General features: G+C 36.7%; 26 protein-coding genes. 4 read left to right on the forward strand and 22 right to left on the reverse strand.

Annotated elements, in window-relative coordinates; genetic code table 11:
• Nucleotides 1-61: 61 nt before the first annotated feature.
• The 12 genes from topA to VXN63_RS01955 form a co-directional block, all read right to left on the reverse strand.
• A complete protein-coding gene (topA, locus tag VXN63_RS01900) occupies nucleotides 62-2,131 on the reverse strand; it encodes a type I DNA topoisomerase (protein ID WP_327756277.1) in 2,070 nt (689 codons plus the stop codon).
• A gap of 227 nt (nucleotides 2,132-2,358) precedes the next feature.
• Nucleotides 2,359-3,231, reverse strand: a complete 873-nt coding sequence (dprA, locus tag VXN63_RS01905) for a DNA-processing protein DprA (RefSeq protein WP_327756278.1) — start codon at nucleotides 3,229-3,231, stop codon at nucleotides 2,359-2,361.
• An 80-nt stretch (nucleotides 3,232-3,311) separates the two neighbouring features.
• Nucleotides 3,312-4,088: a ribonuclease HII gene (locus VXN63_RS01910; protein ID WP_327756279.1), complete on the reverse strand. Its 777-nt coding sequence runs from the start codon at nucleotides 4,086-4,088 to the stop codon at nucleotides 3,312-3,314.
• Nucleotides 4,066-4,950: a ribosome biogenesis GTPase YlqF gene (ylqF, locus tag VXN63_RS01915; protein ID WP_327756280.1), complete on the reverse strand. Its 885-nt coding sequence runs from the start codon at nucleotides 4,948-4,950 to the stop codon at nucleotides 4,066-4,068. The genes VXN63_RS01910 and ylqF overlap by 23 nt, the downstream gene beginning before the upstream one ends.
• A gap of 110 nt (nucleotides 4,951-5,060) precedes the next feature.
• The gene (gene lepB, locus VXN63_RS01920; RefSeq protein WP_327756281.1) at nucleotides 5,061-5,702 is read right to left on the reverse strand and encodes a signal peptidase I; all 642 of its coding nucleotides are present in this window, start codon (nucleotides 5,700-5,702) and stop codon (nucleotides 5,061-5,063) included.
• Nucleotides 5,703-5,754: 52 nt separating this feature from the next.
• Nucleotides 5,755-6,294, reverse strand: a complete 540-nt coding sequence (gene lepB, locus VXN63_RS01925) for a signal peptidase I (protein ID WP_327756282.1) — start codon at nucleotides 6,292-6,294, stop codon at nucleotides 5,755-5,757.
• A 168-nt stretch (nucleotides 6,295-6,462) separates the two neighbouring features.
• The gene (locus tag VXN63_RS01930; RefSeq protein ID WP_327756283.1) at nucleotides 6,463-7,935 is read right to left on the reverse strand and encodes a S41 family peptidase; all 1,473 of its coding nucleotides are present in this window, start codon (nucleotides 7,933-7,935) and stop codon (nucleotides 6,463-6,465) included.
• Nucleotides 7,936-7,970: 35 nt separating this feature from the next.
• Complete coding sequence (gene deoD, locus VXN63_RS01935) at nucleotides 7,971-8,687, reverse strand: purine-nucleoside phosphorylase (protein ID WP_327756284.1); 717 nt, start codon at nucleotides 8,685-8,687, stop codon at nucleotides 7,971-7,973.
• Between the two features lie 33 nt (nucleotides 8,688-8,720).
• Nucleotides 8,721-8,945 (reverse strand): YozE family protein, encoded by a 225-nt coding sequence (locus tag VXN63_RS01940; protein ID WP_327756285.1) that lies wholly within the window; start codon nucleotides 8,943-8,945, stop codon nucleotides 8,721-8,723.
• On the reverse strand, nucleotides 8,945-9,463 hold the full coding sequence (msrA, locus tag VXN63_RS01945; protein WP_327756286.1) for a peptide-methionine (S)-S-oxide reductase MsrA: 519 nt from the start codon (nucleotides 9,461-9,463) through the stop codon (nucleotides 8,945-8,947). The genes VXN63_RS01940 and msrA overlap by 1 nt, the downstream gene beginning before the upstream one ends.
• Nucleotides 9,464-9,521: 58 nt before the next feature.
• Nucleotides 9,522-10,145 carry a YpmS family protein gene (locus VXN63_RS01950; protein ID WP_327756287.1) on the reverse strand — a complete coding sequence of 208 codons (624 nt, stop codon included), beginning with the start codon at nucleotides 10,143-10,145 and terminating at the stop codon, nucleotides 9,522-9,524.
• 19 nt (nucleotides 10,146-10,164) lie between these two features.
• Entirely contained in the window at nucleotides 10,165-11,052 is an 888-nt protein-coding gene (locus VXN63_RS01955; RefSeq protein ID WP_327756288.1) for an SGNH/GDSL hydrolase family protein, read from the reverse strand.
• Nucleotides 11,053-11,254: 202 nt separating this feature from the next.
• On the opposite strand from VXN63_RS01955, the gene trhA reads away from it, so the two are divergent.
• Nucleotides 11,255-11,911, forward strand: a complete 657-nt coding sequence (gene trhA, locus VXN63_RS01960; RefSeq protein ID WP_327756289.1) for a PAQR family membrane homeostasis protein TrhA — start codon at nucleotides 11,255-11,257, stop codon at nucleotides 11,909-11,911.
• A gap of 82 nt (nucleotides 11,912-11,993) precedes the next feature.
• Here trhA and VXN63_RS01965 read toward each other — a convergent pair whose 3' ends face one another.
• The 4 genes from VXN63_RS01965 to VXN63_RS01980 form a co-directional block, all read right to left on the reverse strand.
• Entirely contained in the window at nucleotides 11,994-12,488 is a 495-nt protein-coding gene (locus VXN63_RS01965) for a dihydrofolate reductase (protein WP_327756290.1), read from the reverse strand.
• A 62-nt stretch (nucleotides 12,489-12,550) separates the two neighbouring features.
• Nucleotides 12,551-12,991 carry a GNAT family N-acetyltransferase gene (locus VXN63_RS01970; protein ID WP_327756291.1) on the reverse strand — a complete coding sequence of 147 codons (441 nt, stop codon included), beginning with the start codon at nucleotides 12,989-12,991 and terminating at the stop codon, nucleotides 12,551-12,553.
• A 13-nt stretch (nucleotides 12,992-13,004) separates the two neighbouring features.
• Nucleotides 13,005-13,952, reverse strand: coding sequence for a thymidylate synthase (locus tag VXN63_RS01975; RefSeq protein WP_327756292.1), 948 nt, complete (start codon nucleotides 13,950-13,952; stop codon nucleotides 13,005-13,007).
• A gap of 15 nt (nucleotides 13,953-13,967) precedes the next feature.
• Entirely contained in the window at nucleotides 13,968-15,815 is a 1,848-nt protein-coding gene (locus VXN63_RS01980; protein WP_442915292.1) for an ABC-F family ATP-binding cassette domain-containing protein, read from the reverse strand.
• A gap of 253 nt (nucleotides 15,816-16,068) precedes the next feature.
• Here VXN63_RS01980 and VXN63_RS01985 point away from each other — a divergent pair, with 253 nt between their 5' ends.
• Nucleotides 16,069-16,290, forward strand: a complete 222-nt coding sequence (locus VXN63_RS01985) for a cold-shock protein (protein ID WP_327756294.1) — start codon at nucleotides 16,069-16,071, stop codon at nucleotides 16,288-16,290.
• Between the two features lie 23 nt (nucleotides 16,291-16,313).
• Here the strand turns inward: VXN63_RS01985 and VXN63_RS01990 are convergent, their stop codons facing one another.
• Nucleotides 16,314-16,772: an EbsA family protein gene (locus VXN63_RS01990; protein ID WP_327756295.1), complete on the reverse strand. Its 459-nt coding sequence runs from the start codon at nucleotides 16,770-16,772 to the stop codon at nucleotides 16,314-16,316.
• A gap of 42 nt (nucleotides 16,773-16,814) precedes the next feature.
• On the opposite strand from VXN63_RS01990, the gene VXN63_RS01995 reads away from it, so the two are divergent.
• Entirely contained in the window at nucleotides 16,815-17,216 is a 402-nt protein-coding gene (locus VXN63_RS01995; protein ID WP_327756296.1) for a ribonuclease HI family protein, read from the forward strand.
• A 138-nt stretch (nucleotides 17,217-17,354) separates the two neighbouring features.
• On the opposite strand, the gene VXN63_RS02000 is transcribed toward VXN63_RS01995, so the two are convergent.
• Both VXN63_RS02000 and VXN63_RS02005 read right to left on the reverse strand, forming a co-directional pair.
• Entirely contained in the window at nucleotides 17,355-18,665 is a 1,311-nt protein-coding gene (locus tag VXN63_RS02000; protein ID WP_327756297.1) for a hemolysin family protein, read from the reverse strand.
• A gap of 61 nt (nucleotides 18,666-18,726) precedes the next feature.
• Nucleotides 18,727-18,864 carry a hypothetical protein gene (locus VXN63_RS02005; protein WP_327756298.1) on the reverse strand — a complete coding sequence of 46 codons (138 nt, stop codon included), beginning with the start codon at nucleotides 18,862-18,864 and terminating at the stop codon, nucleotides 18,727-18,729.
• A 185-nt stretch (nucleotides 18,865-19,049) separates the two neighbouring features.
• On the opposite strand from VXN63_RS02005, the gene VXN63_RS02010 reads away from it, so the two are divergent.
• The gene (locus VXN63_RS02010; RefSeq protein WP_327756299.1) at nucleotides 19,050-19,892 is read left to right on the forward strand and encodes a DUF368 domain-containing protein; all 843 of its coding nucleotides are present in this window, start codon (nucleotides 19,050-19,052) and stop codon (nucleotides 19,890-19,892) included.
• 44 nt (nucleotides 19,893-19,936) lie between these two features.
• Here VXN63_RS02010 and VXN63_RS02015 read toward each other — a convergent pair whose 3' ends face one another.
• The 3 genes from VXN63_RS02015 to VXN63_RS02025 all read right to left on the reverse strand — a co-directional run bounded on the left by VXN63_RS02015 (nucleotide 19,937) and on the right by VXN63_RS02025 (nucleotide 22,743).
• Nucleotides 19,937-20,446: a GNAT family N-acetyltransferase gene (locus VXN63_RS02015; RefSeq protein ID WP_327756300.1), complete on the reverse strand. Its 510-nt coding sequence runs from the start codon at nucleotides 20,444-20,446 to the stop codon at nucleotides 19,937-19,939.
• 205 nt (nucleotides 20,447-20,651) lie between these two features.
• Nucleotides 20,652-21,416 (reverse strand): alpha/beta hydrolase family protein, encoded by a 765-nt coding sequence (locus VXN63_RS02020; protein WP_327756301.1) that lies wholly within the window; start codon nucleotides 21,414-21,416, stop codon nucleotides 20,652-20,654.
• Nucleotides 21,417-21,612: 196 nt separating this feature from the next.
• Entirely contained in the window at nucleotides 21,613-22,743 is a 1,131-nt protein-coding gene (locus tag VXN63_RS02025; protein WP_327756302.1) for a THUMP domain-containing class I SAM-dependent RNA methyltransferase, read from the reverse strand.
• Between the last annotated feature and the right edge of the window lie 12 nt (nucleotides 22,744-22,755).

Raw genomic sequence — 22,755 nt, forward strand, 5'->3', positions numbered from 1 at the left:
AAAATAAGTCGCGTGCTGAACCAGCGAACGACTTATTTGTCTACGATCAAAACGTCTAAAATTATTTTTGAATGTCTTCTGCGTATTCACAGTTAGAGCATTTCACTTGGCTTTGTTTTTTAGTGATTTTTTCTACTAGGAAATGATCACATTTCGGACAACTTCTACCTACAGGTTTGTCCCAAGAAGTGAATTCACAGTCTGGATAGCGGTCACAACCGTAGAAAATTCTATTTTTCTTAGATTTTCTTTCCACGACTTCCCCTTTTTTACAAAGTGGACAAGTGATTTCAAGTTTCTTGACGATCGGTTTGGTATTACGACAGTCGGGGAAGTTTGAACAAGCATAGAATTTGCCGTAGCGTCCAATTTTGATGACCATTGGATGACCACATTTTTCACAGTCAAAGCCGGCTGGTTCATCTTCAATTTCGACTTCTTGGATTTCTTTTTCCGCTTTTTCAACTTCTTCTTTAAAAGGTGTATAGAACTGGTCAATAATTTCTACCCATTCAATCTTTCCTTCTTCAACTGAATCGAGATCTTTTTCCATTTTTGCAGTAAAGTTTACATCTACAATATTCGGGAAGAACTCTTTGATCATTTCATTAACGATTCCACCTAGTTCAGTAGGTTCAAACCGTTTGTTTTTAAGCGCTACATAATATCTTCGTTGAATTGTTTCTAGAGTAGGCGCATACGTTGATGGACGACCGACACCATTTTCTTCAAGCGTTTTAATTAGTGTCGCTTCACTGAATCTTGCTGGTGGTTGTGTGAAGTGTTGTTCGGGTTCAAGCGTATCCAGTGATACTTCATCATTCTCTTCCATATCAGGTAGAATATTGTCTTTTTCTTTAGAAGAATCTTTGTAGACGATTTGATATCCATCAAACTTGATTTTAGATCCATTGGCTCTAAACATTACGCCATTTTGTTCTAGATCTACTCTCATAGTGTCGTAAATGGCTGGTTTCATTAAACTTGCAATAAATCTTGACCAAATCAAATTATATAACTTGTACTGATCTTTGCTAAGATACTGCTTGATGTCTTCAGGTCTTCTCATTGCACTAGTCGCTCTAATAGCCTCGTGTGCATCCTGAGCGCCTTCTTTGTTTTTAACAGCGCGAGCCTTCACTGCTGCATACTCTTCGCCGTAGTCATCATGGATCAGCTGTGTCGCTTCTGCTTTTGCTGTATCAGACAGACGAGTTGAGTCTGTACGCATATAGGTGATTAGGCCAACAGAACCGCCTCTACCTAAAGAAATCCCTTCGTAAAGCTGTTGCGCAACCATCATCGTTTTACGTGTTCTAAAGTTCAGTTTACCTGCGGCTTCTTGCTGCAGACTACTCGTCGTAAAAGGATTTTGAGGATTTCTTTTACGTTCTTTCTTAGTAACTTTCTTAACTGTCCAAGGTTCCTCTTTGTTGATTCGCTCAAGTACGGTCTGAGTTTCTGGTTGATCAGCTAGCGCTTTTTTCTTCCCATCTACACCATAAAAACTTGCTTTAAATTTCTTACGAGACTTGATGAAGTTACCATCTATTGTCCAATATTCTTCTGGTTTGAATTGCTTGATTTCATCTTCTCGGTCGCAAATAATCTTAAGTGCCACAGATTGAACACGTCCTGCACTTAATCCACGTTTCACTTTCTTCCATAGAAGAGGACTAATCTTGTACCCTACAATACGGTCAAGAACACGTCTAGCTTGCTGGGAATCGATTAGATTCTCATCTAAATCTCTCGGGTTTTTGAGTGCGTTTTTGACAGCATCTTTGGTAATTTCGTTAAACACGACTCGATTTTTCTCATCGTCTCGTAAATCTAACAAATAACTCAAATGCCATGCAATCGCTTCTCCTTCGCGATCAGGATCGGCTGCGAGAAAAACTTTTTCAGCTTTTTTTGCGTATTTTTTTAAATCTTTAATAACCGGACCTTTGCCTCGTATCGTAATGTAGTCGGGTTCATAATTGTTTTCGAAATCTACGCCCATTCTACTTTTTGGCAAATCTCTGATATGGCCTAAACTGGCTACTACTTTATAATTTCTACCAAGATATTTTTCAATTGTCTTTGCTTTAGCTGGTGACTCCACAATGACCAAATATTTATAAGCCAAATGAACGGCCCCTTTCGTTAGTTCTGATTTGTAAGATTTGAACTGGTTATTTCAGTAAGGAATGGCATCACTTTACGATTAAATTCAGTCTTCTTTCTACTGAATTGCCATATTCTTTTCGTTATGAAAGAATCGTTACTCATCATATGCTATACGAATAGGGTTTGTCAACTTGCAAGATCAAAAAAAATGAAAACACTTCTATATGCTACATGAAAATGAATCTTTTAAAAGTTTAAATCTTCTATTACATCCTTAGCCGATGTTACCAGTTTTGCACCTATTTTGATCAAATCATTTGTTCCAGCAGAGCGTTCTTCAAAAATCGATCCAGGGATAGCGTAGACGTCTCGATTTTGCTCCAATGCCTGATAAGCAGTAATCAAACTCCCGCTTCTTTTTTTTGCTTCAACAACAATAACACCAGAACTTATACCCGAAATAATTCTATTTCTCAAAGGAAAATGGTGCTTGAGCGGCCTAGTTCCTAGAGGAAACTCTGACAAGATTAACTGCTCTTTTTCAATCTTTCTCTGCAACCGTTGATTTTCTCCTGGGTAATATCGATCCAATCCCGTACCAATAACCGCAATCGTTCGGCCGCAAGCACGCATACTTGCTTTATGCGCTCGGGTATCGATCCCTCTAGCCAATCCACTTGAAATCGTAATCCCTTGTTTAACTAATTCCGGTACGAGTGTGTCTACACTTTTCTGACCATATTCGGTACATTCTCTGGCGCCAACAATTCCTATAATGTTAGAAGAGAGCCAATCATAGCTTCCTTTATAGAACAAAATTAGTGGCGGCAAGAATATCTCCTTTAACATAAACGGATAAGAAGGATCATTGATTGACACGAATGATACATCGTGACTTTTTAGAGATTGAAGTTGTTTATGAACATCGAACTTTGCTTTGAATTCAAAAAAAGAAGCTTTCTTTTTTTCAGAAAGCTTCTCGTATTGTCTAAACGTGTCTTGAAAAATCGGTTCTTCTTGGTAGAACTCATTTAAAAAACACCATTTCTCTTTAATCGACCATTTTGTATAGTGAGATAATATAAAACAAGTTTCTGAGAAACTGAGATAATCGTTCAAGTAGACATACACTCCTTATATAATAGTAGAAACTCACTAAAAAGCTTCTTACTTATATATACTGCCAGATAAATTCTAACTTAACGAAACTCCTGCCTTTCTCTTACTGGTGCAAAAGATAGTCGGTGGATAGGTGTGATTCCCAGTAAGTCCAATCCTTCTAAATGTTGTTTTGTACCGTAACCAGCATTTTTATCCAATCCATATCCGGGATATTGCTCATGATAAGTTTCCATCATTTTATCTCTAGTCACTTTTGCCAAAATACTGGCAGCTGCAATTGAAACACTACGCGCATCTCCTTTGATCAGGCTTTCTTGAGCTATAGGCGTATTCAGTTTCATTGCATCAATTAGTAAATAATCAGGTTCAATGGACAAATCCACTACAGCCATCTCCATTGCACGTTTACTTGCTTGATAAATATTGATCTCATCGATCCCTTTAGCGTCAACTTGGCCCACGCTATAAGCGATTGCTTTTTCTTTTATTTCAATAAAAAGTCTTTCTCTAGTAGATAGAGAAAGTTTTTTTGAATCATTTAGTCCGATAATTGGTTTATCTGGATCTAGTATGACAGCAGCAGCTACAACAGGACCTGCCAGAGGACCTCTTCCGACTTCATCAATTCCGGCGATAAAAGAAGCTCCATTGTTTCTAGCTGCTTCTTCAAATTCAGACATCATTTTGTAGTCATTTAAAAGCTTTTGCTGACTTTCCTGGTCTTTTTTCCATTTCGCGATTGCATTTTGAACACCTTTACGGTCATCTTTTAAGAGTTCATCAAAAAGAGGATCGTCTTGATCATTCACTAATGCAAGTTGTTGTTTGACTTCATTGATTGTCTGCTTCTTCATCTTCATCACTTTCTGTAAATATGTCATTCGGTGTTTCAAGCGTAATTCTACCTAATTTACCGTCTCTTAACTCATATATTAAGGCTTGTGCAGTTCGTTCATAATCTTCTTTAAAGCCTCTTAGTCTTGTGATTTCCATTAATAATTCAGGTAATTCCATTTCTTTTTCAAGTTCTTGTTCAAATTTATAACGAGATGATAAAGCTCCTGGATAATGTTGAACCAAGTAATCCATCCCAAAAAGTGCAATGTCATCAAGATTCAGTAAAGCATCTTTAATTGCCCCTGTTAAAGCTAATCGTTTGCCAACTTCTTGATCTTCGAATTTAGGCCATAATATACCTGGAGTATCCAATAATTCGAGCTCTTTACCATACTTAATCCATTGCTGTGACTTTGTTACTCCTGGTCTATTACCTGTCTGAGCAATATTTTTACGAGCAAAACGGTTGATCAGAGTAGATTTCCCTACATTAGGAATACCAACACATACGGCTCTGATTGCGCGTGGTTTCAACCCTTTTTTCTTTCTTTTTTCAAAAAACGACGTCAAGGCTACTTTAGCCAGTTTGATGACTTCTTTCATTCCTTGTCCTTCTTTTGCATTGATGGAAATTGCATAAATGCCTTGAGACTCGTAGTATCTGATCCACTCATTCACTTTTTTCATATCCGCTAAATCGCTTTTCATTAATATAGTAATTCTTGGTTTATCTCCAATCATATCTACTAAATCAGGATTTCGACTTGAATAGGGGATTCGAGCATCAACCAGTTCAAATACCACATCTACTAACTTTAGTTTTTCAAGAAATTGTCTCTTAGCTTTGGCCATATGGCCGGGGTACCATTGTATTGTCATTATTTTTCTCCTAACACGTTATCTATTATCAGTGTATCATGAATTTGCTTATTTCATGAAAAAAAGTTGGTACAGAAGGTCTCCCTTCTTTTACCAACTATCTTTTTTCTTTAATCGTTTTTATCAATAAGGCCAAAGTGTTTGAACGGTAGAAGTCTATAGCTTGTTTTTCCAGTAACAGAATCTTCTGGTACAAAACCAAAATATCGACTATCTCTAGAATTTCCACGGTTATCACCCATAACGAAAAACTCATTTTCAGGTACCGTCTGAACACCTTGAAGAGATTCAAGGGAGAACTCGTTGATAGTTCCTCCAATAACAGGAGCATCCAGTTCTTCTAACCCTTCAAGATAAGGTTCTTCAACTTCCTCATTGTTCACATAAAGCGTATCGTTACTATATCTTATTTCGTCTCCAGGCACACCAATAACTCTTTTAATGTATTGTTTTTCAGGTTCGTCTGGTGCTGGAAATACGATAATATCAAAAGGTTCAACTTCACCCATCTTACTGAGCAAAAGTTTATCTCCATCTTCAAGCGTCGGCGCCATGGATTCGCCTTCTACACTCACAAAAGTATAGACATACGTTTGAAAGAGCAGTATGACGCCGGTTATAACAGCGATATAAATCAAAGTGCTAATGACTTCTTGAAAAAAAGTGCGTTTCTTCTCAGGTTTTCTAACTTTTTTATCATGCTTACTTTTTCTAGGTTCATAATTGGTTTCTTCGTACTGTTGATCACTCATTAATCAACCTTCTCTCTAACATAATGATATAGGGCTTTTTTTTAAAATTGGTTCAATGCCATCCTATTCTTTCGAAGGGATAATAGAGCAGAACAACCTTACCTATAACTGATTCACTGGATATACTACCATAAAAACGACTATCATAACTATAACGACGATTGTCTCCCATTAAAAAATACTCACCTTCAGGGACTCTCTGATCTCCAGTCTGAATAATATCGAAATTCGAAGTCCAAAGTCCGGGCTCCTCATTAATCTCATTGCGGTCAAAGAACGGTTCCGCTACAATTTGATTGTTCACGTATAATTGATCTTGTTCATAACGGATAGATTCTCCGGGCAGTCCTATAACCCTTTTAACAACTGTTTTGTTCATCGGATCCGTAAATACAAGAATATCGAATCGCTCTATTGAAGATACGGTTGACATCACTACTTTATCATTTGAATCAAATGTTGGATACATGGATATTCCAGTAACATCTGTAGGTATTAAAATATAGAGTCTTAAAAAGGCACCGACTAAAACGAGGCCAAACAAGACTTTCGCGATGCGCTTTCGTCTTAATTTTTTAAGACTTTCTTGCATATGCATCCTCTTTCTGAATAAAGTAATTGAAATGATTGACTAACTTATTATAGCTTATATTTTCCATTTTTATCAAGCCATTTTTAATTGTACAGTCATCTGTTGATTGTAACCCTCATTTTATTCAGACAAAAAGCGATTTATAAAATCATAAATCGCTTGGAGTCTTTATTCTTCACTTAAGATTTTTACAGCTTCTTCATATTGCGTGTCATTTGATTCGATCAAAGTTCTCAAAGCTTCAACGAGTTTTGTAGCCGTAGATCCTGTAACAACACCATCAACCTCTAATGCATTATCTTCTTGGAAGCTTTTAACAGCAGATTGCGTTTCTTCTGTAAACGTGTCCCCTGAGTCTCCCACTGGATACTCAAGTGCTTCAAGGACAGCATTTAAGTTGGCAACTTCTTCAGAACTATCCTCGATTTGATAAGTTTCTTGACTATTCACAATCAGCAAATTCTGATATTCAGGCATTGCGACTTCAATGTCAGGAGCAATTCCTTTTTCATGGATCCACTCACCATTTGCTGTCAACCATTTGCCTGTCGTATATTTCACTTCGCCTTCACCTTCAACAATCGGTGCAACATTTTGTATTGTACCTTTACCAAAAGTTGTTTGTCCGATCAACTGTATACCCGCAGATTCACTTAGCGCACCTGCTATAATCTCAGACGCACTTGCACTACCTTCGTTAATGAGCAACACTGCCTCGCCTTCAAACTTGTACTCTCCAAGATTTTCAGAATCTGCAAGGTAGACAAACGGCTCTTCGCCTCTGCCTTGAGACTGCATCAAGGGTTTGCCGTCTTCGACAAAGATATTGGAAATTTGTAATGCACTATCTAGTAGACCGCCAGGGTTACTACGAACGTCAAATATGAACTTCTGAGCACCTTGTTCCTTCAGAGTTTCGATGGCATTAACAAGCTCTTCATATGTTGGTCGATTGAAATTCGTAATACGAATATGACCAATCGATGGATCATTGCTGTCCATCTCATAAACAACCGATTCTACAGGGATCGCATCTCTAGTCAAGGTAACAGTAAACTCTTCACCGCCCCGTTGAAGTAAAAGAGTTACTTCAGAATCTTTTGGTCCTCTAATCAACGCTACTGCATCTGATAAAGATAATTCTGCAACTGATTCACCGTCTATCTCGACAATCATATCATTCGCTTGCAGTCCTGCTGCTTCTGCTGGTGAGCCAGCTATTGGAGAAACGATTCGAACAAATTCTCCTTCTTTCATAACTTCTGCGCCAATTCCTTCAAATTCGCCATCAGTACTTTCCTGTAGAGAAGTTGACTCACTGACATCTAGATATTCTGTATAAGGATCCCCTATCGAGCCAGCCATACCCTCAAGTGCCCCTTCAATCAATACTTGAGAATCAATTTCTTCAAAATAATTTTCCATGAGCACTGAATAGAGTTCTTCAACTTGTATCAGTTCATCAGGTAATTGATTTTGCGTTTCTGGTTGTGTACTCATCGTACTTTCTGGCTGCTCATCTGATCCTCTAACGGCCAGACTAGTTCCTGCAATACCTACGACCAATACTACAATTAATGAAAGGATATAGATCGTCAAACTGACTTTTTTAGGCTGTTTATTTCCTGGGTCTTGTTCCATGAACTTCCTCTTTTCTCAACTAATCCCTTACCAGTTTATGCTTTATTGGCTTTAAGAGCCGTTTCTAGTGCAATAATCATCATATCATCAAACGTTCTTTCTCGTTCTTCTGAAGTCGTCTCTTCACCAGTAATTAAATGGTCACTAATCGTTAAAAGAGCCAACGCTTTTTTATTATATTTAGCAGCTAATAGATAAAGACCAGCTGCTTCCATTTCAACAGCAAGTACACCATAATCTGCTAATTTCATTTTATCGAGTTCTTGATTATAAAAACGGTCTGCACTCAAAACATTTCCGACTTTGATTTTCATTCCATTTGCAGTACCAATATCATATGCATCTTTCAATAAACCAAAATCCGCTATTGGAGCAAAGTCCACTTGGTTTTCAAAGGTATTTCGAACAGCACTTGAATCAGTAGTAGCTGCTTGCGCCAATACCACATCTCTGATTTCTACTTCTTTTTTCATTCCACCAGCTGAACCTACCCGCATCAGTGTCTGAACGCCATATTCTTGAATCAACTCTTCTACATAGATCATGATTGAAGGAATACCCATACCCGTACCTTGCACGGAAATTTTCTGTCCCTTATACGTTCCCGTATATCCAAAAGCATTTCTAACCGTATTGTATTGAACAACATCTTCTAGAAAAGTTTCTGCAATATACTTTGCTCTTAAAGGATCTCCTGGTAATAAAACCGTTTCTGCGATATCGCCTTGTTTAGCTTCAATATGTGTACTCATCGTTGCATCTCCCTAATTGTTTAATCGTTGAACTCAATTTGAATTTTTATCAATGTAACGTCCCCAAGCTTCATCAAAAACATCCATACTCGGCAAATAATGGCCATTTAGTTCCAGATATGCGCTGATTTCATCATAGTCTTCCGATTGCTTAGGAAAGCTACCATCATTCTCTGCATGATTTGCAAAAAGCGTGACAGCATCTTTCTTTTTAGGATCTCTTTCAGTCATAAGATAATGATAGAACGGTCGAATCATTAATTTGCTCCTTTGGAGTTTGCTGCTTCCCATTCAGCCCGCTCAAGTTTTTCTTGCTTGTACAAACGCGGATTTTTTTTGTAGAATTCTTGATGTTCTTCTTCAGCTTCATAAAAAATACCCGCTTCTTCTATTGTAGTAACAATAGGATCTTGATACTTTCCACTTTCTTGTAGCTTTGCTTTTGAAGTCTCTGCAATTTCTTTTTGAGTGTCTGAATAGTAGTAAATAACTGGTCTATAACTATCTCCACGGTCCATAAATTGTCCCATCGCGTCAGTTGGATCGGTTTGATCCCAGTATAATGATACAAGTGACTCATAGGCTACTTTATCAGGATCGAATTCGATTAACACAGCTTCTGTGTGACCTGTTGTTTGACTTTTAACTTGTTCATAAGTTGGATTTTCAACGTGTCCGCCTGTATAACCTGATAAAACAGACTTAATGCCATCTTGTTCTTCAAACGGCTCTACCATACACCAGAAGCACCCACCTGCAAATAATGCTTTTTCCATCTATCTCAACACCTCTTTGTAATTTTTTTCAGTACGATGATTCATCTGAGCTAGTTTATCATCTTATTGCCTCAACTGGCAAATGGATATTTAAACGAATGTCATCTTCTTCCAAATTGATTCGGTCAGCAGAGAAACGCGTTCCATTTTCTAACTCAAATTCATTGAGATTAACAATGATAAACTGGTTTTCACTATCGATCACAATCCATTCCGGAAAATCTACCTGTCTTGATAATTGGGACATAGCGAAGCTGATTGGTAAGTTAAGTGAACCAATATTGATTGAATCGCCTCTTAACTGCAGATTACCATTCTCTAAAACATACGGTGTCATGTATAGAGAGAACTGTATTGGAAATCCGAAAACTTCAATTTCTCCATTTAATTCAGCAGACTCTTCTAAAGAGAAACTGAAGCCCGCATATTGATCGTCCAGTTCTTTTTCAAGGTATTCATTCGTCAGCCTTGTTACATCAGCCTTTGTTGTACTGACTTCAAAAATCAAATCATCATCGTTTGTCACAAGTGGTGCTGTATTCTCTTCGCCTACGCTCACTGGCTGTAATTGAACAGCTAACCATATAGCAGCACCTACAATTAAGCCGGCTAAAATCAAAAAGGCCCATTTCCAGATGTTGATTGTTTTCTTATTACCTGAATTATCTGACCGTTGTTCCACTATATCGATCTTCCTTTCTTTATCTATTCATACTGAGCAAGGAGTCAGTATCTTCAAGTTCTTTTTCAATCGCTTCTCTTAAGGCTGAAGCCATAACCTTGTAACCACTATCGTTCGGATGGAATAAATCGTCTTCGAACAGGTATGGATGATTAGTATCTTGAATGTCTTCTAAGGAATCACCACTATTTGCTTCCACTTCAGTTTCAGTAGGAGCATCACTTGGATTAAATAATGAATCAATTTCTACAAATGTTACGTTATCAGTATTTTCGGCAATCTCGACAGTTCTTTCATTCCATAAATCAAAAACAGCCTGCAGCCCTTCAAATTCCGCAAAGTAGTAATGGTAAGGATTGTATAATCCGTATATATAAATTGAAGCTTCACTATTATACTGCTTTAATAGAGAAAAGATGCTATTCAAATTTGCTTCGTACTCTTGTATGGTGGTTTCAAAATCATCCACAGATCCATTTAATCCCACTTGTCTGAAGTTCCTGATTAAATCATTACCACCAACCGTTATAGTAATAATATTAGCTTCTTTTAAATCTGCCTGCGCCTCTTCGTTTTCTTCCAGTAACGTCATCAATTGACTAGAAGTATCTCCTGCGTGACCATAATTAGCTGTTTGAACGTTTTTGACATTAGGATTTGTTCTCAACATATCTGCAACTAACGGAACATAACCTCCTCTTTGCGTACTGTCACCGACACCTTCTGTTAAAGAATCGCCTACAGCAACTAAATCAAGGGAAATGCGGCTCTGTTGCTGCGCTATTTCCTCATTTTCAGAATTAGATGAATTGGATTTTGGAACAAAAAAATCCAAAATCACGTAACTTAAAAGTGCAAACAAAACGATACTGATCAGGCTGATGCCTACTTTTTTTAATGATCTCATAAAAATCCTTTCCAGATTAAAAAATCTTCTATTTTGTGTACTTGAATTAGATAAAAAACATGCTAAAAGTCGCTTTCAGTTAGATGAATATGCTATACTGAATTTGTCAAAATAATTGGTTACTATTTGAAAGTACTCAAAAGATAGTATACCAAATTATCGTATTGACGTACAGAAGCGAAGGTTGTAGAGGAGGTATATTATGCCAGAAAAAACATCAGAAGCAGCTTTTTCTAGAGGCTACTTGATATGGAATGAGGTACTTAATGCAATCACCCACGGTTTAGGCGTAATATTGAGCATAACCGGGTTGATTTTTCTAGTCAGAAAAGGACTGGAAATGGGCGGTGTAGTTGAAGTTACTTCTTACATTGTCTACGGATCAACACTCATTTTGTTATACTTGTGTTCTACGTTATACCACAGTCTGACGTTCACGAAAGCAAAACAGTTCTTCCGTGTACTAGATCACTGTAGTATCTTCCTATTGATAGCAGGTACGTACACTCCATATACACTCATTACAATTTCAGGACGTTTAGGTATTCTGTTAACTGTAATGATCTGGTCTATCGCGTTATTAGGCGTGATTTATAAGACTGTATGGTTCAAGAAATTTCAAGGACTTTCTGTATGGTTATATATCATTATGGGATGGATTTCCTTATTCTTCTTGAATTATTTATATCAAGGACTTGGAACAACTGGTTTCATCTGGTTAGTAGCAGGTGGCTTGTCTTTTACTATAGGGGCAATATTCTACCGAATGAAGTACGTTAAATTCATGCACGTAGTGTGGCACTTATTTGTATTAGCCGGTACAGTGTGCATGTTCTTCTCAATTTATCTATACACTTAAAAAAGTTTCAGATAAAAATTAAAGACTGACGATTAAAACAATGATGTTTTAATCGTCAGTCTTTTTAGTTACGTTAAAATAATCAAGCATGTTTGCGTTCAAAAATCTGGAAAGTATGAGCATGAATATTTTTTTCATCTACATGACCTTCTACTGTTTCAACCAGATCGAACAAACTGTAGTCTATTGAAGGCATATAAACATCTCCTTCGAACGTTTCATGTATCAAAGTACGATACAGTCTGTCTACATCATTTACAAACATATTAAAAATATCCGCTCCACCAATAATGTGCAGTGGCTTATCCATTGTTTTAGCAAGCTCAAGCACTTCATCTTTAGTGTTAAGAATAATAATATCCTTTTTTTCGAATTCAGTATTTCGAGTTAGCACAACATTGATCCGATTTTTTAAAGGTGGATTCGGAATAGATTCCAAAGTTTTTCGACCCATTAGGACGTTTCCTGTTAAAGTAACTTCTTTGAAAAATTTCATATCGTTAGGAAGAGACCATGGAAGTTCTCCTTCTTTACCAATGACACCATTTTCGTCTTCCGCCCATACAAATGTTAACATTAAAGCATTCTCCTTATTAGTTGCCTGTAACAACTAAATTGATTGTTGCAGGCAACTATTTGTTATTCAGCTGATTTCGCTAAGAAAACTAGTCTCTCAACCTCATTGAATCCAACTTTTTTGTAAAAGTATTCCGCATCAATTCCTCGATCTGTGAGGAGTGCAACATCTTTAATATTTTCTTCCTTCAAGAGATTCATTAAGAATGTCATCAGTTGTTTACCTATGCCGTTTCCCTGCATTTCTAATCTAATAAACATCTCTTGAATAAAGAATTCTTCACCACTATACCACTGTTTAGTGTTTCCAAGAATTGCTCCTTGAAAGGCCCCTTCTTGAAAGTAACCTACGCCTTTAAATCCAGGAGTATTGAAAATATCCTGGACGTAATCATTAGCTTGTTCAAGTGACCAGTCATCGTTCCATGGAGCTTGGTTAAATACATCTACAAAAAGATTGGCACAATGACTTAGATCTTTTTCAGTTAATACTCTACATCCCATTCTTCGACCTCTTCTACACTGCTATAGGTGCTTTAATTCCTTTATGAGGGTTATAGCCCGTAACGTTAATATCTTCAATGTCAAAATCAAAAATACTTGTTTTTTCTGGGTTTAACTCTAAAGTAGGAAACGGCATTGGCTCTCTAGATAGTTGCTCATTAATCTGGTCCATGTGGTTCAAGTATAGATGCGCATCTCCAAGTGTGTGCACAAAATCTCCTACTTCAAGACCAGTTTCTCTAGCGATTAAGTGCGTTAACAAAGCATAGCTTGCAATATTAAATGGAACACCCAAGAAAACGTCTGCACTTCTTTGGTATAATTGACAACTCAGTTTACCATCTTGAACATAAAACTGGAATAACGTATGACAAGGTGGTAGTGCCATATCTGGAACTTCTTCTGGATTCCATGCAGAAACGATGTGTCTTCTTGAATCTGGATTATTTTTAATAGAGTCAATGACATTTTGTATTTGGTCAATGGTTCCACCAGACGTGGTTGGCCACGTTCTCCATTGTGCTCCGTAAACATTACCGAGTGTCCCATGCTTTTCAGAAAAAGCTTCATCGTCCAATATCTTTTGATTAAAAGCTTCTTTTTCTTCTTGGTAGATTTTGTTGAAGGCTTCATCTTTTTGAGAACGCAAGCCAAAATCGGTCATATCCGGTCCATTATAGTCTTCTGATTGAACATAACGTTCAAAAGCCCACTCGTCCCAGATATGATTGTTGTTTTCAAGAAGATATTTTATGTTTGTATCTCCTTTAAGGAACCACAGTAATTCACTTTTAATCAACTTAAAGAAGACTCTTTTAGTTGTTAATAAAGGAAAGCCTTTTTGCAAATCAAAACGCATCTGGTGACCGAACACAGATTTTGTACCTGTACCTGTACGATCATCTCTGATACTTCCTTCGTCTAGTATTCTTTGGGCTAGGTTCAGGTATTCTTGTTCCATTAAAATTTCTCCTCTTTAAATAAATTCGCTTAAATATTCCCAACGTTCCATTTTAGCTTCCAATTTTTGCTCAAGGTTTTCCTGTCGGCGTGTGAGCTCACCTATGACACCGTAGTCGCTACCTGCTTGATTCATTTCAGCTTGAACCTCTTCTAGTTCTTCTTCAAGTTTCGCAATTTCATCTTCTATTGTATCCCATTCTTTTTTCTCCATATAAGATAACTTTGTTTTTTCTTTCTTATCAGAAGATTTCTGAACAGGTGGGATATCTTGATTTCTCATCTTTGTAGAAGCCGTATTCGTTTCTTTATTCTTTTCTTCTAAATATTCCGTCATTTTACCGTAATATTCGCTGATTGATCCATTACCATTGAATACAAGTAATTTCGTAGCCATCTTATCTAAGAAATAGCGGTCATGCGATACAGCTATAACCGCACCACTAAATGTTTGAATGTATTCTTCCAGTACGGTTAATGTCTGGATATCCAGATCATTCGTTGGCTCATCCAGTAGTAATACATTTGGTTGTTGCATCAATAACTTCAACAAATATAGTCGACGTTTTTCTCCGCCGGATAGTCTACCAATCATAGTCCCATGAGTTGCACGATCAAATAAGAATCGTTCCAGTAGCTGAGTCACACTCACACTTGTCCCATCTGCTAAACGAACTTCTTCAGCAACTTCTTGTAAATAAGAAATCACTCTCTTGTTTTCGTCCATAGATTCGTTCGTCTGGGTATAATAAGCAATCTTAACCGTTTCTCCTACTTCAAAAATTCCACTATCGAGTGGAATTTGATTGGCAAGGATATTCAAGAACGTTGTTTTACCCGATCCATTTTCTCCTGTTATCCCGATTCTATCGGTTTGTTGAATTAAGAGATTAAACTCATCCAAGATAACTAAATCATCACGTTTGAAACTAGCATTTTCAAGCTCCAGAACTTTTTTACCTAATCGACTGCCCGACAAATTCAAATCAAGTGAACCATTAGGGTCTGTATTGGAAACCTCTTTTTTCAAATCAGTAAAGCGATCCATTCTAGCTTGTTGTTTTGTACCACGGGCTTTAACACCTGCACGCATCCATGCTAGTTCTTGCTTATAAAGTTGCTTTTGTTTATGCGTCTTACCAGCTTGAGTTTCTTCTCGTTCGGCTTTTAACCGAACATACTCTTGGTAATTTCCGACATACCTTTCCAATCGTCCATGAGTCAGTTCAACCATATGATTGACGACATGATCAAGGAAATAACGATCATGTGTTACAAGTAGCAAAGCACCTTTGTAAGACATTAAAAAGTTTTCCAACCATTGGATCATCTCAAAGTCCAAATGGTTGGTAGGCTCATCCAAGATCAACAAGTCTGGTTCTTGGATCAGTACCTGTGCCAGTGCAACTCTTTTTTGTTGACCACCCGATAGTTGACCTACGATTGACTGCATATCCGTAATGCCTAAACGAGTCAGGATAGATTTAGCGCTAGCACTAGCGTTCCATGCATCCGCACTGTTCATCTTCTGTTCTGCAGAAGCAAAATGATTTTGTGCACGTTCGTTTGTAGGATCACTCGTCAACTGCTGCAAAGCAGATTCATAATCTCTAACAGCTGACATAATGGCATTCGTTCCATCAAAAACTGTATCTAAAACTGTTTTCGTTTCGTCTAATGTATTTTTCTGTTCCAGATATCCAATAGTATAGTCATTTGGTTTTGAGATTTCTCCTTTATCTGGAGAAAGTTGTCTTGTAAGAATGTTTAAGAGACTTGTTTTTCCAGTCCCATTTACTCCAATTAAACCAATTCTTTGACCGTCTGTAATTGAAAAATCGATTGAATCGAATAATACTTTCATTCCATACGAATGAGTCAAATTTTCTATTTTCAATTCTTTCATGTAGACCCACCCCTCTTTTTATCGTACTTCTATTCTATCATATCATGCGTAACATAGAATGCATTAATTTGAGTTCTCTTTAAAACCTAACTTGAGTTTGTTAGAACAGTTAACTATTCAGACTCTGATTGATTATAAAGATAAATTTGTATATACTGTCAATAAGCGTATTAGGCTTATTGAACCCATTAATTTTCATAGGAGGATTATCATGACTTCAGGTAAAGTAAAATGGTTTAGTAATCAAAAAGGATATGGTTTCATAGAATACAACGATCATGATGATGTATTTGTTCATTTTACTGGGATTGAAAAAGAGGGATTTAAGACTCTTAAAGAAGGTCAGTCAGTTGAATTCTCAATCGTTGAAGGTAATCGTGGTCCTCAAGCAACACAAGTACGCGAAGTTGAAACTTCTTCAGAATCAGTTTAATAAAAAAAGGATTAGACAATTGTCTAATCCTTTTTACTATATTCTATCATTTCAGTACCTATGTTTATCTTCTCCTGCTGTGCCCATGAAACTAATTGCTCTTGAGCTACTTTAGGCATATAAATCATATAAGGCGCTTGGTTTGTTCTGTTTAGTTTAACAATCGTTCTGGAATCTGTTACAATAATCTGCTCAATATCCTTAATTGCAACTGATTCTTTTTTTATTCCAGCGAAATAACGAAAATCTAGTGACTCTTCACTAATCTTTAGATAAGTCTCCTTTTTTAAATACATCAAGGCGATTGTAAGAACTACAAAAACCGCTGTGCCCCAGTTCGGTCTAGTAACAGTCGTTGTAATGATGATGGCTAAACAAAAAGAAATGAATATAGCTGAGATATACATGGACTGAAATGCGGGTTCTAAAATGAGATTAAATTTATCGGGAACCTGAGATGTAATATTTTTCTTGATTTTCATAGTGATTAAACTCCTAGTTTTTAATAATTGAAAGGGTGGCTTATGTTAAAAGTTTATTCTGACGCTGCGGTCAATGGTAATCCAGGTTCAGCTGGTATCGGCATTGTTATAACTGGAACAGATATGTACAAACAGCTTGCTTTACCACTAGAAGGACAATGGGATAACCATACTGCAGAATTTGAAGCAATCAGGCTAGCAATCAGCTGGCTCGTAGAAAATAATCAGACTCATTCTATCACTCAATTTTTTACCGATAGTCAGGTCGTCGCTCGCTCTATAGAAAAAAAGTATGTGAAAAGTGAGACTTTTAAACCTTATTTAAACGAATGTTTAGCCTTACTTGAATCCCTTTCCTATTATGAAATCAATTGGATTCCAGAGAAGCAGAACAAAGGTGCAGATAATCTTGCAAAACAAGCACTGCAGAAAGCGATTCGCTAATCGTATACGTAATTGCTCTTATATCATAACAGGTTTTACTTTATTTTGCTTGAAAATAGTTTAAAATCGAATGAATGGCTATTTTAAAGTTAAAATAGAACAAGAAGTGATCAGTATATACTGATCACTTCTTGTTCTTTATTTCGAGAGAACAATGATCGCATTCTTTAAATGATCATCTTCTATATGGATATTTTTCATAATAAAACCATGTTCTGTGAACAACTGTGTGCTTTGCTTTTCAATAAATTCTTTATTTGAAAGATAAAAGTCATTCAAATTCTTATATTGATCCGCTGGAATCTCCAACTTGAGATTTCTGTTCAATTCTTCAATACTCGTATTTCCATTTACAAGCCATGAATGCTGGTTAAGAGGTTTGATATTAAGTGATTCGTTGGACATTAGTATATCATCACTGAATTCTCCGACAATTTGTCCAAGTAGATCATTCATCGTTATAATCCCACTCGTGCCACCGTATTCATCAATTACAACAGCAAATCGATCTTTCGTCTGCTTCATATTTCTGAATAGTACATCTGCTCGAACCGTTTCTAGTACATAGTTCACGGGACGAATCACTTCATCTCTTAGATAACTCAACCTTTTGTCATCCACTCTGAAGTAGTCTTTTGTGTATAGAATGCCTACAATATTGTCAGTAGATTCGCTACATACGGGGTAAACCGAATGTCTTCCCGCTCTAATTGTGCTTTCCCAATCCTCTTCCGTATCGTCCATCCATAGAAAAACAACAGACGTTCTATGCGTCATGATTTCCTCTATTTGAGTATCATTGAACTCAAAAATATTTTGAATCATATGTTCTTCCTCGGGTTGTATTTGACCTTTTTGAGCACCTATATCCAGCATCAAACGGATTTCTTCTTCGGTATCTTCACTTTCATCATCGTCTGAATTGATACCAAAAATTCTCAGAATTCCTTTCGTAGAAAGAGAAAAAAGTCGAACGACGGGGGTGAAAACTTTTGAAATAAGAGTTACTAACCCAGAAAGAAACAGTGCTACTTTTTCGGGACTCCTTAACGCTAACTGTTTAGGGACCAATTCACCTAATACGACTGTAAAGAAAGTTAATAGCAAGGTGATGACTATTAATGATGTAAGGTTCAATATAGCAATTGGAATGTCTACTCCAATTCTTGATAGTAGGTCGACTAATCGACTCGAGAAGTTTTCAGTCGCCACCGCACTACTCAGTAAATTGACTAAGGTAATCCCAATTTGAATAGTTGCTAGAAAGTCTGAAGAGTTTTCTGTTAATTTTTTTAGTCTTTTCGCACGAACGTCTCCGCTCTGTGCAAGTCTTTCTAGTTTATTATCGTTAATTGTAATGACAGCAATTTCTGCACTAGCAAAAATCGCGTTTAGAAATATAAATACAAACTGTAAAACAAAAAGCCATAGCAAAGAAATATCGGACAACTGATTTACCTCCAAGTATATTTGATTTGAATGAATTTGGCATCATTGAACGGAAATTTTTCTATAAACGTAAAACACAATAATGAATAGATAGACTTACATCTTCATTAGAATAGTGTTTCACATATACCCAAACGGAAAAATCAAAAGCTTTAACAGTTGATTGTTCCGATGTCGCATCGTCATCGCTACTTTCCACGACTAACCTTCTTATCTATATGAAATTTTATTATTCTTAGTATAACAATGTTTTTCTACTAGTCAACTAAGACTACTAAAGTCAACCAGATGTGTTGAAATATTAAATTACTCATAAGTCTCCAATTTGAATTGCTAATTAAAGAGCTGTCATTTATGATTGGAAAATAATGGAGGTTAGCTTAATTGAAAAATGAATTAGTACAGTGGATCATTCGTTTCATAAAAGGTATATTTATTGGCTCGGGTGCTATTTTACCAGGAGTCAGCGGCGGCGCCTTAGCTGCAGTTTTTGGAATTTATGAAGAGATTATTCAGTTTATTTCTAATATTAAAAAAGAATTTAAAAGTAAGTTGCTCTTCTTTTTACCAGTAGGACTAGGTGGCCTTTTTGGGATCATTGTACTCGCCTATCCAATAGAATCCTTATTACGAAATCATCCCGTTTTCATTCTTTTATTTTTCATGGGCTGTATCTTTGGTACTGTTCCCTTACTTTATAGAAAAGCAAAACTTCATGGACAGAAAAAATGGCATGTTTATCTTACTGCTTTTACGGCTATTCTTTCTTTTATTTTACTAGTTGCTGCGAATACTTTCTTAGATGTACAAGTAGCTCAGACACCTTTAACGTGGATTATGGTTGGTTTCATTTTCGCTTCGGGCTTTATTGTCCCTGGTCTAAGTCCTTCAAATTTTCTAATTTATATGAATCTCTACGAACCACTAACTCGTGGTATTAGTCAACTGGATTTGACAATATTGCTACCTGTTGGTACCGGTGCACTAATATGTGTAGTTGCTCTTTCCAAGCTAGTCAATCACTTGATGAATTTGTATTATACAACGATTTTCCATTTTATCTTAGGAATCGTAATCGCTTCAACCGTGATTATTTTCCCAAGTCAAAATCAATGGTCTCAACTATCTTTGTATGGTCTCTTTTTCTCTGTTGCATTATTTATAATTGGTCTACTTCTTGGACTATGGATGGGACGACTAGAATTAAAACATAAGCCAGAGGAATAAAAAGAAGCCTACATCCAACGATGTAGGCTTCTTTATGACCTAAATTACTGATTAAAGTTTTCTCTCAAAAGCCCCATAACGTATCCATTCGTATATGCGCCTTTAATAAAATACTGTTGCTTTCTTTCGCCTTCGATTTCGAAGCCAACTTTTTTGTAGATGTGAATAGCTTTTTCGTTGTAATCTACAACATCCAGTGAAATCTTGTTTAAGTTCAATTGATTAAATCCGTATTTGACCACTAATTCCGTAGAACGAGTAGCATATCCTTTTCCATGATGAGAAGGATCTAACATGATCGCAAAAGTTGCACTTCTGTGGCGCGGATTAATATTAAATAGACTGGTGTAACCGATTTTCTGGTCTCCATCATAAATAATGAATTGTCTGATCGTATCACTTTTTTGATTGTCCTCATACTCTTTTAGCAATCGTTCTTTAGACGTATAGGCCTCAGCGCACCAAAATTCCATAATATCTGGATTCTTTCTCATTTGATGCATAAAGTCTACGTCTTCTTTTTCTACGGCTTTTAACCTTAATTCTTTACTCATAAAAATCCTCCTACGATAAATTTCTTGAAGTAACTGATTCAAACAGTTTGAATTTTTTAAAACGTCAAAAAGTCTTTGTCTATTGATTCTATGCTACTTACGTTCCGTACTACAAGTTTACCTGTCAAAACAAGCAAAGTAAAGAAAGACGCCGATTGTCTTACTAGTACTTCATTTAAGAAAATCTATTTCAATTTTTCTCTACTTATAGATATTGAAGAACACTTTTCCAAGCACTAGACGCTGGGTCGACAACTCCAAAATGCTCAATGCCTGATAATTTGACTATTTCAATCTCATCCCCCATTGCTTTTGCCTTATTATAGTAATCCGTACTAAGTTCAATCGGAACATGTCTATCTTCCATCCCGTGTATCAAAACCTGAGGTGTTCGAAGGGGTAGTAAGTTTGCCGGCGAAGCTTTATTGTACCGCTCTTGAAACGCTTCTACAGTTCCGCCAATGAAGTCCAAAACTGGACTGGTTAATGGTTTTTGGCTATTATGAATAAGTAGCATATGTTCTAGATCAGTTACCCCAGCGAGACTAATGACTTTTTCTATAGGTACCTTTAGCTCAATAGTTTCATCTGTGAATTTATCATTTGACGAGGCCCATAATGCTAGATGACCCCCAGCTGAATGTCCTATCAAAGTTATTCCCTTAGTAAGCTCTAAATCGTATAAACTCTTTAATTGAGTAAGATGGTTAACAGCTGCAATAATGTCCAAAAAAGTTCCCGGCCAACCGCCACCAATCTCTCCTACGCGTCTGTATTCAATGTTCCAGACAGCATATCCTCGCTTACTCAAATCCACTGCCAGGTCATTACTTTCATCCAATTGATATTTTGATTTCCAGAAACCTCCATGAATACTAACAATGACTGGCCAAGGGCCTGAAGTTTCAGGTATATGTAATTCGCCAAACTGTGAAACATGTTCACCATATGTACTTTTAATTTTTTCCATTTTTTCCTCCTCTAAAATAAATCAGTCATCAAAATTAAACCAAAAAATTTTATTTTAATTTATATTTTTATCTCATTATAAACCAACTACTTCAGTTATTCTAACTCCTTATCAATAGAAATATTTTAGTCTAAAAACATCAAAGACCACTTTCTCAAATAGAAATTTGAGAAAGTGGTCTCTGTTTAACGCATTGTTATTTTCTTTTTCCCCAATATTGGAAATAATCTGTTCTAAGATATCCATTATAGAGTTTTCGCTTCTTAGTAGCTCTTTCTCCGTAATGCGTTTCAAAGTCCAAATCACTTGTAATAATATATTTACTCCAAGTTTTAAGTGGTTTGAAGGCTTTACCCATATCGCGATAAATTTGAGCTGCTTGTTCTGGATCACCCAAACGTTCCCCATAAGGAGGATTTGCTACAATTACACCGAATTCTTTATCTGTTGTAAAATCCGCTACTTGCATTTGTTTGAATCTGACACTATGAGAAAGACCAGCTTCCATAGCATTTTCTTTCGCAATTTCAATCATACTATGGTCAATATCTGTACCAAGTATATCTAATTCTGCATCATAATCAGCTTGATCTTCAGCATCTTGTCTCACTTTTGCCCACATTTCTTTAGGCATCCAGTCCCACTCTTCGCATAAGAACGAACGATTGAATCCAGGAGCGATATTGTGACCAATCAATGCTGCTTCAATGGCAATCGTACCTGATCCACATACTGGATCTACAAATGGACGATCTTTTCTCCAAGTTGTCAGCATAACTAGAGCTGCCGCCATATTTTCTTTAAGTGGTGCGCCACCTTTATCAGAACGATAACCACGCTTGAAAAGACTTGGTCCTGTTGTATCGATTGTTAGTAATACTTTATCTTTCAAAATCGATACTTCGATCGGAACTTTCGCGCCACTTTCTGGAAGCATTCCACTTCTGTGGTAAACGTCTTTTATCTTATCTGCAATAGCTTTGTTGACGATTCTCTGAACATCTGGCACACTGTAAAGCGTTGATTTATGAGACTTTCCAGAAACCGGGAAAGCTGAATCAATTGACAAGAAATCATCCCATGGCAATGCTTTTGTTTGCTCAAACAAGTCATCAAATGTAGTAGCCTCAAACTCTCCAACAATAATTTTGACTCGATCGGCTGTTCTTAACCACAAATTTGTTTTCGCAATATCTTCTTTTTCACCTTCAAAACGTGCACGGCTGTTTTCTATTTCAACCTTATATCCCATATTTTTTAATTCTTTGCCAACTAGCGCTTCAATCCCACTAGCTGCTGTTGCTAAAAGTTTATACGTCAAGTTCATCCCTACTTTCAT

Source organism: Marinilactibacillus sp. XAAS-LB27, assembly GCF_036039175.1.
Taxonomy (GTDB): Bacteria; Bacillota; Bacilli; order Lactobacillales; family Carnobacteriaceae_A; genus Marinilactibacillus.

What these genes read in the sequence shown, in the direction of transcription:
- trhA (WP_327756289.1), top strand. Translation starts at nt 11,255, where the DNA reads ATGCCAGAAAAAACATCAGAAGCAGCTTTTTCTAGAGGCTACTTGATA.
- VXN63_RS01965 (WP_327756290.1), bottom strand. Translation starts at nt 12,488, where the DNA reads ATGTTAACATTTGTATGGGCGGAAGACGAAAATGGTGTCATTGGTAAA.
- VXN63_RS01975 (WP_327756292.1), bottom strand. Translation starts at nt 13,952, where the DNA reads ATGGAACAAGAATACCTGAACCTAGCCCAAAGAATACTAGACGAAGGA.
- VXN63_RS02025 (WP_327756302.1), bottom strand. Translation starts at nt 22,743, where the DNA reads ATGAACTTGACGTATAAACTTTTAGCAACAGCAGCTAGTGGGATTGAA.
- lepB (WP_327756281.1), bottom strand. Translation starts at nt 5,702, where the DNA reads ATGAGTGATCAACAGTACGAAGAAACCAATTATGAACCTAGAAAAAGT.
- VXN63_RS01910 (WP_327756279.1), bottom strand. Translation starts at nt 4,088, where the DNA reads ATGAAGAAGCAGACAATCAATGAAGTCAAACAACAACTTGCATTAGTG.
- VXN63_RS01985 (WP_327756294.1), top strand. Translation starts at nt 16,069, where the DNA reads ATGACTTCAGGTAAAGTAAAATGGTTTAGTAATCAAAAAGGATATGGT.
- VXN63_RS01995 (WP_327756296.1), top strand. Translation starts at nt 16,815, where the DNA reads ATGTTAAAAGTTTATTCTGACGCTGCGGTCAATGGTAATCCAGGTTCA.
- VXN63_RS01940 (WP_327756285.1), bottom strand. Translation starts at nt 8,945, where the DNA reads ATGATTCGACCGTTCTATCATTATCTTATGACTGAAAGAGATCCTAAA.
- VXN63_RS01970 (WP_327756291.1), bottom strand. Translation starts at nt 12,991, where the DNA reads ATGGGATGTAGAGTATTAACTGAAAAAGATCTAAGTCATTGTGCCAAT.
- VXN63_RS01990 (WP_327756295.1), bottom strand. Translation starts at nt 16,772, where the DNA reads ATGAAAATCAAGAAAAATATTACATCTCAGGTTCCCGATAAATTTAAT.
- VXN63_RS02020 (WP_327756301.1), bottom strand. Translation starts at nt 21,416, where the DNA reads ATGGAAAAAATTAAAAGTACATATGGTGAACATGTTTCACAGTTTGGC.
- deoD (WP_327756284.1), bottom strand. Translation starts at nt 8,687, where the DNA reads ATGAGTACACATATTGAAGCTAAACAAGGCGATATCGCAGAAACGGTT.
- VXN63_RS01930 (WP_327756283.1), bottom strand. Translation starts at nt 7,935, where the DNA reads ATGGAACAAGACCCAGGAAATAAACAGCCTAAAAAAGTCAGTTTGACG.
- msrA (WP_327756286.1), bottom strand. Translation starts at nt 9,463, where the DNA reads ATGGAAAAAGCATTATTTGCAGGTGGGTGCTTCTGGTGTATGGTAGAG.
- VXN63_RS01980 (WP_442915292.1), bottom strand. Translation starts at nt 15,815, where the DNA reads ATGAAAGTATTATTCGATTCAATCGATTTTTCAATTACAGACGGTCAA.
- VXN63_RS01955 (WP_327756288.1), bottom strand. Translation starts at nt 11,052, where the DNA reads ATGAGATCATTAAAAAAAGTAGGCATCAGCCTGATCAGTATCGTTTTG.
- lepB (WP_327756282.1), bottom strand. Translation starts at nt 6,294, where the DNA reads ATGCAAGAAAGTCTTAAAAAATTAAGACGAAAGCGCATCGCGAAAGTC.
- VXN63_RS02015 (WP_327756300.1), bottom strand. Translation starts at nt 20,446, where the DNA reads ATGAGTAAAGAATTAAGGTTAAAAGCCGTAGAAAAAGAAGACGTAGAC.
- ylqF (WP_327756280.1), bottom strand. Translation starts at nt 4,950, where the DNA reads ATGACAATACAATGGTACCCCGGCCATATGGCCAAAGCTAAGAGACAA.